Source organism: Nostoc sp. UCD121, from assembly GCF_014222285.1.
GTDB lineage: Bacteria > Cyanobacteriota > Cyanobacteriia > Cyanobacteriales > Nostocaceae > Nostoc.
In genome coordinates this window covers 23,323-32,956 of sequence record NZ_JACKZS010000076.1, presented here as the reverse complement: position 1 = coordinate 32,956, position 9,634 = coordinate 23,323, and the positions used below count along the sequence as shown (strand labels likewise).

The 9,634-nt window shown below is 41.3% G+C and carries 11 protein-coding genes; 3 read left to right on the top strand and 8 right to left on the bottom strand.

Annotation, left to right across the window (positions count from 1 at the left end):
• The first annotated feature begins 112 nt into the window (after positions 1-112).
• Positions 113-553, top strand: coding sequence for a hypothetical protein (locus GNF10_RS17460; RefSeq protein WP_185607189.1), 441 nt, complete (start codon positions 113-115; stop codon positions 551-553).
• Here the strand turns inward: GNF10_RS17460 and GNF10_RS17455 are convergent.
• Positions 546-1,436 carry a DUF6731 family protein gene (locus tag GNF10_RS17455; protein ID WP_185592912.1) on the bottom strand — a complete coding sequence of 297 codons (891 nt, stop codon included), beginning with the start codon at positions 1,434-1,436 and terminating at the stop codon, positions 546-548. The two genes, GNF10_RS17460 and GNF10_RS17455, sit on opposite strands and share 8 nt — an antisense overlap.
• Positions 1,437-1,791: 355 nt before the next feature.
• On the opposite strand from GNF10_RS17455, the gene GNF10_RS17450 reads away from it, so the two are divergent.
• Positions 1,792-2,007 carry a hypothetical protein gene (locus GNF10_RS17450; protein ID WP_185587063.1) on the top strand — a complete coding sequence of 72 codons (216 nt, stop codon included), beginning with the start codon at positions 1,792-1,794 and terminating at the stop codon, positions 2,005-2,007.
• A gap of 85 nt (positions 2,008-2,092) precedes the next feature.
• Here GNF10_RS17450 and GNF10_RS17445 read toward each other — a convergent pair whose 3' ends face one another.
• The 5 genes from GNF10_RS17445 to GNF10_RS17425 form a co-directional block, all read right to left on the bottom strand.
• A complete protein-coding gene (locus tag GNF10_RS17445) occupies positions 2,093-3,262 on the bottom strand; it encodes a DNA cytosine methyltransferase (RefSeq protein WP_185587065.1) in 1,170 nt (389 codons plus the stop codon).
• Positions 3,259-3,651 (bottom strand): ASCH domain-containing protein, encoded by a 393-nt coding sequence (locus GNF10_RS17440; protein WP_185587067.1) that lies wholly within the window; start codon positions 3,649-3,651, stop codon positions 3,259-3,261. The genes GNF10_RS17445 and GNF10_RS17440 overlap by 4 nt, the downstream gene beginning before the upstream one ends.
• A gap of 5 nt (positions 3,652-3,656) precedes the next feature.
• Positions 3,657-5,048: a replicative DNA helicase gene (locus GNF10_RS17435; RefSeq protein WP_185587069.1), complete on the bottom strand. Its 1,392-nt coding sequence runs from the start codon at positions 5,046-5,048 to the stop codon at positions 3,657-3,659.
• Positions 5,049-5,176: 128 nt separating this feature from the next.
• Positions 5,177-6,508 carry a hypothetical protein gene (locus tag GNF10_RS17430; RefSeq protein ID WP_185607188.1) on the bottom strand — a complete coding sequence of 444 codons (1,332 nt, stop codon included), beginning with the start codon at positions 6,506-6,508 and terminating at the stop codon, positions 5,177-5,179.
• A gap of 109 nt (positions 6,509-6,617) precedes the next feature.
• The gene (locus GNF10_RS17425; protein WP_185587614.1) at positions 6,618-7,424 is read right to left on the bottom strand and encodes a DUF5131 family protein; all 807 of its coding nucleotides are present in this window, start codon (positions 7,422-7,424) and stop codon (positions 6,618-6,620) included.
• Positions 7,425-7,464: 40 nt separating this feature from the next.
• On the opposite strand from GNF10_RS17425, the gene GNF10_RS17420 reads away from it, so the two are divergent.
• Entirely contained in the window at positions 7,465-8,421 is a 957-nt protein-coding gene (locus GNF10_RS17420; protein WP_185607187.1) for a cytosolic protein, read from the top strand.
• A 60-nt stretch (positions 8,422-8,481) separates the two neighbouring features.
• On the opposite strand, the gene GNF10_RS17415 is transcribed toward GNF10_RS17420, so the two are convergent.
• Positions 8,482-9,087, bottom strand: coding sequence for an MT-A70 family methyltransferase (locus tag GNF10_RS17415; RefSeq protein ID WP_185583562.1), 606 nt, complete (start codon positions 9,085-9,087; stop codon positions 8,482-8,484).
• A 30-nt stretch (positions 9,088-9,117) separates the two neighbouring features.
• Positions 9,118-9,576 (bottom strand): hypothetical protein, encoded by a 459-nt coding sequence (locus GNF10_RS17410; protein ID WP_185583575.1) that lies wholly within the window; start codon positions 9,574-9,576, stop codon positions 9,118-9,120.
• Positions 9,577-9,634 lie beyond the last annotated feature (58 nt).

The window sequence follows — 9,634 nt, the reverse complement described above, 5'->3', positions numbered from 1 at the left end:
ATTAAAGATTTTAAAGATTGATTATTTTTGCATTTTTTACAGTATTTCTGTACTACAAAAAGTGTAAAATATTTACAAATACTATATTTAATTGGGTTGCCAGGTGATTTATATGCAGAAAAATATAGAAAAATGGTATCCTATAACATTTGGATTAGCTTTTACAATATTGTATTGCTTGTTTTCTCTGGGTAAAGCTTTGCCAAGCTCTTTAAAAGACATATTTTCTGCTGCCACAACACTTAGTAGTATCGCAATAGGTTTTCTTGCTGCTGCAATGTCAATATTGTTTGCAATAGGCAATACAAATGTAATAAAGCAGATGAAGAATGCTAATAAGTACATTATGTTAATAAATTATTTTATGGATGCTATTAACTGGTCATTTCTGCTAGCATCTTTAAGCTTTTTGGGCTTATTTATTGAAATTAAAAATTTTGGCTCATGGGAATGGTTAGCTTTTGCAATTTGGTTATTTACTCTTTTAACATGTGGTCTTAGTTGCTATAGAGTTATTAGAGTATTTGCTGCAATACTACGTGCTGCTAATTAGTTAATTTTTTATAGGTTTTTAATATTTCCGATTCTCGTTTCTGCCAAGCATTCCGTAAAGCTTTTTGGCGTTCTATATAAGGAATATTACGTTGGTTTTTTGAAGCATTAATTTGTATAGATTCACGCATTCTGTCTTTCAATAAATCTACAAATAAACTATCATCTTCATCACTAGAACCCGAAATTCTTATTTTTTTTACCTGATTTTGATTTTGATTAGAAATGCGTAGCAATGATTTTGCTGCATTGCGTACTTTTTCTACAGGTAAAGATGAGTTTTTTTTTCGAGAAACCTTTAACTCTATATTAATCGAGGGAGCTTGATAAACCGTAGTAAGTTTGGCAAACTCTTCAAGTCCGCTATTATCAAAAATGCTCATATCTTCTAAAGCAGCGATACTAATATCAAAGTTTTTTACTTTGCTCATATTTTCCAATCTTTGTAACGCATCCAGCTGAATTACTGGATCAATATAAATAGAAGCATTAGAGCCTATCATTAATTCAAAATATTGAGCAAAGTTTCCTGGTGATACACCATGTTTGTTAGATTGAAGTAGCATAATATTTGTATCTGGATGGTATATAAATGCCGATTGTTCACCTATACCTTCATCGTCTGCTAGCTTGAAATCTTCTATTTTTCCTGCAAGATCAGCTTTAGTGGGTATATTATCCATCCGAATACGAACTATTTCTCCTTCCCATGTCTGCTGCCATCCAAAGTTAGCCTCATGTACAGATAGATGGTGTAGACGAACTTCTTTAAATCTTTGTTCAGCAGGTAGGGTTATAACTTTTTGTAAAACTTCTCCAAAAGTTAAGTTCATGTCTAAAGGGATTACAACCTTAAAAAAATCAATATTTAGTGTTTTACTCATTTCAACAAAAAAGATGTAGAAGGCGCAAGCCCTTACTTGGCTCACTCTCTTAGAGTATCTTTGAAAAGTTCAGCTTGAGGCTCAAGCGCCACTCAGGGGTGCAATCTCAAATCCCAAAACTCCGATTCTCTGCTAGTAGCAGTTTCTCGGTAGCCAGGGTAGTGAAACAACACGCTGGAGGACTTTTCAAACATCCTCTTAATTATGCTAGCAAATACATTCATTTTTGCGTGTTTGAATATTTTCTGAGGAAAAGATCCTGATTAAGCATTTTACTAGGCGAGAAACGATGGAATTGACTGGAGAAACATCCAATCAGTTGCAGTAACTTGAGCGCTCAGGGCTGATTAAACCAATGCGGGATGGAGGGGTTAAAAAAAGCCTTGAGGTTTACTACAACTGGCAACAAATTTTACAAATTAAAGTAATACGCGATCTAAGAGAAACGACCTCACTGCAAGTTATTCGGAAGATTTTAGACTTCTTTGAAGACTATCAAATTGATAAAAGCTTGAAGAACAAGCAAATAGTAGCGGTTAACGAAGAAGTTTTTTGGATAGATCATAATTGATCAACCTTAAGCGCTGAAATTCTCTCAGCGCTTAAGGTTGCAGATCGTCATTGCAAAAGAATAAGACAATATCGGATAAGATTAGTCATATTTTTGCTCCTTTCAAAATACTTTGTGCCGACATGAATAATTGAGTTGCAAAACTGGGAGGCACGGAATAGCCGATAATTGACCCAGCCGTTGCCGCCTCGCTGGAAAATTCGTACCAATCGGGAAACCCTTGTAACTTCGCCGCTCCTTGGATTGACAAAGACTTGACCGTACCATCAGCCAACCAGATATCAGCGAACTTACTACGGTTGCAACCTTTGTGATCGGTAAAGTGCGATCGCAGTATCGTGTTGCAGGGTAAATGCCCAGGCTTATATTTAGACTGTGTACGTCCCCCAACTCTTTCTATTAGCAGTGGTGTCGGCGCGTTCCCGGCTAAAAATTTCTCCAAAGCTTGCTGTTGTTTGGGGAGTAGTTGAGAATTGGTCATCATGGGAATGAGATGAGCGATCGCCTCATACCAACCTATTGGTTTTCTGTGAGCGGGTATTGCAACGTGAAAACCCTTGCTTGCAACCAGAACTAACCGCCGCCGCGCCTGGGGTAGCCCAAAGTCAGCCATGTTGACCACACTGTAATCGACCGAGTATCCCTCTGATTCCAGAACTTGCAGAATGATACTAAAACTCTTACTGTTCTGATAGCGCGGCACATTCTCCAGCGTAAACACCCGTGGCTGTAACTGTCGGATGGCTTCAGCTATAGCGATCGCTGCCGTCAGATCATCAGCCGTTTCAATACCCTTACCAGCTTTGGCTGTGTGGGCTTGACTGAAGTTGGCGCACACCGGGGAGGCGTGAAGGTAATCGGGGCGGTGGGGAAAACCTATGAATCCTAACCGTGCTACTTCTTGAACTGTTAGCTGGATTATTCTACAGCCATACTCGCTGAAGTTGTGGTGATGGGTTTTGGCGATCGCCTTGCTCAGTTCTGGTTTGCTTGGGTCAAACTCTACTGCAATAACTGGACGAATCCCGGCTTCAACCATCCCCGCTTCAATCCCACCGCCACCAGCGAAAAGTACTACAGCGATCGGTGCATTGGCTGGAAGAACTGGTTTTAATTTTGTGTTATCAAAATTTTTGCAGACATCTAATTTTGGTGATGTCTTTTTGGATTTCGCTTTTTTGATAAAGGAGGTAATATCTTCCCTGGTTGCCCCAAGGTGTTGTAGTGTGCGAATCATGGGAACTGTTTTAGTCATGCAGCCACCTCCATGACCAAATCATCAGGCACTTCAAAAATTCCCAACCGCCCAATGTAAGGAATCGGTGTAATCTGGCGTGGATTCTCCAGCTTCCAGTGATATTGCCCAGGCATCCCCCAGCCAGACGCAACTTGTGAAAACTTGCAATCAACTATTGTGACTATACCGATGACTTGACCGCGACGTAGAGATATTAGTTCTGGGATTACTACTCCCATGCTTTGACAAAATTCTTTCGCCTCAAAGTATTCTTTTTTGGTACAGGTTTTTGCGGCGTGAATCAGAATGTCGCCGCGATAATGAATGGGCCAACCACGGTTTTCAATATCTTTAAGAGCATAAATAATTGCCCATGCCCAAGGCTGACGAACAGATAGCGCTTTCATGGGTTTTAATAATTAGATTTAGCCAAATTTTTAAACTGTCCAAATCTTTCGTCAAACAAGAGATTAACAGTCGTCTCACTACTAAACCGACTTTTCAAAACTGAAACTTCAAAAATGCCTTTTTGGGTAGTCTGTTTATCGTAGTAATCTTCCCGATACAAACCCAACATGACAGCAGCCTCCTGTTCAAATCCTCCCGATTCTCGAAAATCTGCTTTAGTTGGACGTTTTTCAGAACGTGAATCAACTTCTCTTTTTAACTGCGCTAAACCCAAGACAGCACAATTGAATTGTTTAGCGATCGCCCTAAGTTGTTTCAAGATGGAGTCGATTTCTTGTACACGATTTTCGCCACGTTCACGGCGCATTGGTTCAATCAACTGCACATAGTCCACAATCACCAAACTGACTGACCCGCAACGAGCTTGTATATCTTGCAAATCACCCTTGATTTGTGATGTGGTGATTACGGGGTTGTCATTTAACCAAAATGGTAGCGCCATCGCCTCAGTACAAGCTTGAGCCAAAGGATTCCAGTGAGATTCCCGAAGTGCATTGCGTTTAAAAAGCAAGTCAGCAGGAACATGGGGTGCTGCCAGCCTTGAAAGGGTCTTTTTGATCATTTGTGAGGCAGACATCTCTAAAGCGAAATAAGCAGTTGTTAAGCCGCTAGCAGCAGCCCGAATACCAACATCTAATGCCCAGGTGGACTTGCCGATGCCGCCGCGACCTCCAACAACGGTCAAAGAACCGAAGGGCATCCCGCCAATTACCGAATCCAAATCATAGAATCCGGTGGGGACATTCACCTCAATCGCATCTTCACCGTTATTGGCTAATTCAATCTCGGCATAAACGTCAGGGATGATGTCAGCCATTAGCTTCATCTGACAAGGGACAGTTAATTGGCGCAATTCTAAAAGTTTTTGTTGTCCCATTTCGATGACTGAAGTGGCAGTAGTTTCAGTCAAAGGAGCATCCATCGCGTAGCGTGCCATTTGTAAAGCCGTTTGGATCACCGCCCTCAATTGCGCTTTTTCTCGAATCAATTCTGCTAAGGCATCGATGTTAACTGCTGACACGCAAGAGTTAAGCAAGGATGCAAGTTTGTTTCTCCCGCCAACATTATGCAATAAGCCATGAGATTCCAGCCAACTGGTGACAAACAATAAATCCGTTGGTTGCTGAGACTGGTGCAATCTGACTGCGGCTTGGTAAATGTTCTTGTGTGAACCAACGTAAAAATCCTCTGGTTGCAAAATCTTAATTACACGAGCGATCGCTTCCGGGTCAAACAAAATGCCACCGAGTACTACTTCTTCAGCTTCTATCGCCTGGGGTGGTAAGTGGTTAGGCATTGAAACTACGTTATCTGGGGCAAAATCTGGTGAAAACATCACTTTTTCTCCTGCTATGCTACTTTTGTAAATCGAATTCAGAAGTCAGAAGCCAGAATTCGGGAGCCAGAATGAACAAGCAGCAAAATTTATTTCGAGGATGGAAATGGCTTGGTCTAAGCGATGATTCATCCCGCAGCTGCACAAGCTTCAATTCTGAATGCTGACTCCTTGCTCCTGAATTCTGTTTTGGTAAATCTCCGCGCTTGTCTAATTTCGGGTAGTACTGCCCTCAACTCATTAGGGGCAGCATGAGCCGTTTGTATAGCTTTCTGTTGGGCAAGGCGTTGAGTTTCGGCACTCTGAGCTTGGCTTAAGCGCTGCATCAGGTTCGTCCACCCACCTTTGGTTTTCTCCCAGGTGTTCATGACTGCGATCGCATGAGTAATTTCGAGTTGTGCCGAGCGTTTAGACTTCGTGGCTAATTCTTGTGCCAGAAAATCCACGACTATCGGGTTGAAGTTCTGGTACAAGTTATTTAGCTTTCGCTCTCCATTGCGCCAAGGTAAAACCCAGCGATTCCACTTGATTGAGTCTCTAACAAGCAGGGGCACACAATCATCGCTCATAGCAGTCGGGTCTGTTAACCAAGCATCAATCAGTTCTTTCACGTTCCGGGCTGTCTTGTAGGGACAGGTTAGTTGCGGCTTATTCGCTTGTTCGGATTTCTCGAACGACCCCCCCGCAATAGTTGACCTACAAGAGGTGTTATCGGTTTGTTGCGAAGACTCGGAATTTTTTAACAACGAAGTGGGTTGTTGTGGGGTTGGTTCTTCTGGGGTTGATTCTTCTAAACTTGGTTTTTCTGGAGTTGGTTCTTCAGGTTCAATTTCTTCCGTTGTTAAATCAAGTTCTTCTTTTTCACACACACATTTTTGGGTGGGGGGCGCGGGTGGCGAAGCCAGGGGCGCGTCCTTGAGTGGATAGACTTCAATTGGATAATCTTTAACTGGATAATCTTTGGGTGTCCCCCCAACACTACCGGGGTGTTCCCCCAACACTACCGGGGGTGTTCCCCCAGCACTACTGGGGTGTCCCCCCAGCACTCCCCCTAGTGTCCCCCCAACACTACCTAAATCTTTCTTTCCTCTGATTAAGGAAGACGGTTTTAATGGATTAGGGAACCAATCTTCCATGTCCGTAAGACTGTAATGATTTGATGTTTGTAGCCCGTTATTCTCTCTGCTGGTTTTTGTGATCAAATTCCAACAGATAAGTTCATTTACTGCTGCGATCGCTTTTCGCCGTAAAGTGTCAATTGGTGAATTTGGAAAAGACCCCCGAAAGCAGAACTCACCAATGGATTTGTAGGAAGGGAAAGCATTGTTATCACAACCGGCTCGACGACACAAATGACAGTAAACACGATATGCCTCCATTGTTAATGGCAAATCGTCAAGCTTACTATCCATATAAATATGGCGTTTTTTTCTGCTATCGCTAAAGCTGTCGGTAGTCATCTTTTAAACCCTCCAGCAATGTTTATTTTTTTTGTTAAACTCATCGTTAGAACCCTACAAAAAACTTTTTCTTCCCCCGCCTGTCAAAAACAGTGTGGGGGATTTGCTTTTACTCTCGTACCGGAACAGGAAATTCCCTAACCTGTAATTCTTGTGGAAACTCTTCAATGTCTCCTCCCTTCTTGTCGCGGGTTTTAAATCGCTGTCCCCCAAATATTGCATTCGCCCCCAACTGCTTCACAAACACAGGTGTTTTAGCTACCTGACACTGTTGGACAATTGAATTAATCCATTCAATGTGGCATGGTCTGGAATTTGGGCCAGACTCACCACCAACAATTACTAACTGAACATCATTCAAGTAGTGAGTGATATCGCCCAAATCTTCTAACAATGGTTCAACTGACCAGAACCGAATTAAAGCCGGAATTTGAGCAAGAAATTGACTACGTTCTTCTAAAGTGCGGCGATTCTCAATCGAAGTGCCAACCCAAATATTTAAAGGCAATTTGTCTAATCTGTGACAAGAAATCCATTCATCCATAAATGACAGCATAATTTCTGGGCGTTTGGTGAGAATCTGAAATATTTGATTGGGAGCAACGAACATTCCGTCCAGCATTTCATGTTGCCAAAAACGCGGAACCCATTCACCAAAAACATCAGTCATTGAAGAAACGAAATGCTTCTTAGGTTTTCTTTGGAATCCCCATTTCCGAATAGCTTCTGTATCTAACACTAGCTCTGGTGGTTGCCCAGAGTATGGTTGCTTGTTTCCGCCAAAGAAAGAGTTTTGATTCAGCTTTTCGCTATAGCAATTTTTACACCCCTCTGAGATTTTTTGACACCACCAACCGCCTTTTTTTGCACGGATGATATTATCTGTTAAGTCTGTCCATTCTATGTTTGTTGGCATAAACACCTCTGCAATTTGAAATTAGACAATACATTTGAAAATGGCTAATAAAACACCTCTTACTGAATACGATTCTCCTTGGAAGCAAATACTACAGTTGTATTTTCAAGACTTCATGTTGTTCTTTTTTCCCCAAGCACACAGTGAAATTGATTGGAGTCGTGGTTTTGAGTTTCTAGATCAAGAGTTACAGCAAGTAGTTCGTGATGCTGAATTAGGAAAACGACTAATTGATAAATTGGTGAAAATCTATCGCATTGGGGGCGAAGAATCTTGGCTGTTGATTCATATAGAAATCCAAAGTCAAGAGGAAACCGATTTTCCTAAACGGATGTTTGTCTACAACTATCGAATTTTTGACCGTTATGATCGCTCTGTTGCATCATGCGCGATACTGGGGGATGACAACATCAACTGGCGTCCATCGCAGTTTGGGTACGATTTGTTTGGTTGTACGGTTGATTTTCAGTTTCCTGTAATCAAGCTGCTAGACTATCAACAAAGGTTATCGGAGCTAGAAGTCAGTCGTAACCCCTTTGCTACAGTGGTAATGGCTCACTTGGCAGCAGTGCAAACCCGCAGTAATAGGTCACAAAGGAAACAATCAAAACTGAATTTAGTGCGTCGGTTGTATGAGCAAGGGTTTGAACGCGAGGCTGTTGTTAACCTTTTGGCTTTTATTGATTGGATGCTAACGTTACCATTGGATTTAGAACTAGAGTTTAAAAGAGAAGTCGAACAATTGGAGGCACAACTGTGTATGCAGTACGTTACTAGTTTTGAGAGAATTGCTCGAATAGAATCTTTATTAAAAGGCATAGCTTTGGGGTTAAAACTCAAATTTGGAACACCTGGACAAAACTTATTACCTGAAATTGAGCTTCTTGAAGATTTCAGATTGCTGGAATCAATCTTGGCAGCAATAGAAACAGCAGATACTGTTGATGAATTGCGTTCTATTTATCAGACAGCAGATGACACACCGTCAGAAAATTAGAATTGTTTGATATTTGATTTTCAAGGTTCAGCAAGTTTTGAGTGCCGAAATTAGCGTTAATTAAGCACTCAATGAAGTATCGTTATCAATTTCTGCATTAAGCTGATCAAACAGATCCGCCTGATCACCCCAACAATCCCAGTCAACTCTAGACGAACGTGCGAACATCTCCAGCTTGGTCATATCAGGACACAGCTTTTCTACAAGTTCAAAAAACTGTTCGGGCTTACGTGAATGCTCACGACGGGGTGAGTGTAAAATGCTTGACTGGTTTGTGAGTGTCCGTCCAGAGAAAGCTTTGACATTCCCACGAACAGCCAAAGCACAGTGTTCAGTCGAATTCCGCAACCAATGACCGACACCTAGATGTGTTTTAGTGCCATCTTTGGTGACTTTTTCCCAAGTCAAAATAGTCTTGAGTTCAAATCCCCATGTTTGCAAGCATTGAGCCGCTTCGACCATGTGATTATTTGTGTACCAAAGCCAAAGGACTGACCCTGTAGGATTGCTTAAGTTTGGAACAGGCAATGACAGTATTTCTTCTATGTGCATTGGCTTGTAGTTAATGCGGTTTCGGTGAGTTTTATCCTGATTTCTCAGCCGATAGAACCAGGGAGGGTCAATCACGATGCACTGGTATTGACCTTCTAATGTTGTTAGTCTCATGTTTAACTCCTGTTATTTTCAATGTTAATTTCAGACTTGTTCTGGAAATTCAATGTGGCTTAAAGTCTGAAGTTCAACAGCTAATTCACTTAAGAAATTTTGGAGTTCAACTGTTGCCAATTCTTTAGATATCTCCTTTTCTGATGTGTAAATAAGTTGCTTATGATGCCCAAAGTAAACTGCTGTACGAGTTAAGTTTTGCTCTATATCAGTTAATAGAGTCAAAGTAAATCTTCCAAGTTTGCAAAAGTAATAGGGACGCTTTGAACTCCAAGACTTTCCAGGTTGCCAAGTACTTTGGAGTTTTTTACCAATGTGAACGCTCATAGATTCAAAATCAACGTGGAAAATATTCAGTAAAGGAAGCATTTCGCCACTGTTGTAATTGTCTACAACGTGCTGTCTAATACCTGATTCTGCTAAACCTTCAGGAATATTAATGTGAGCTTCAGATGAAATTTTTTCAACTACTGTGACTATGGCTTTCATATCCGTTTAACCATCTTGTAATTTGTAAGAAAATATTTAGGAAGGTGTATTACTCGCG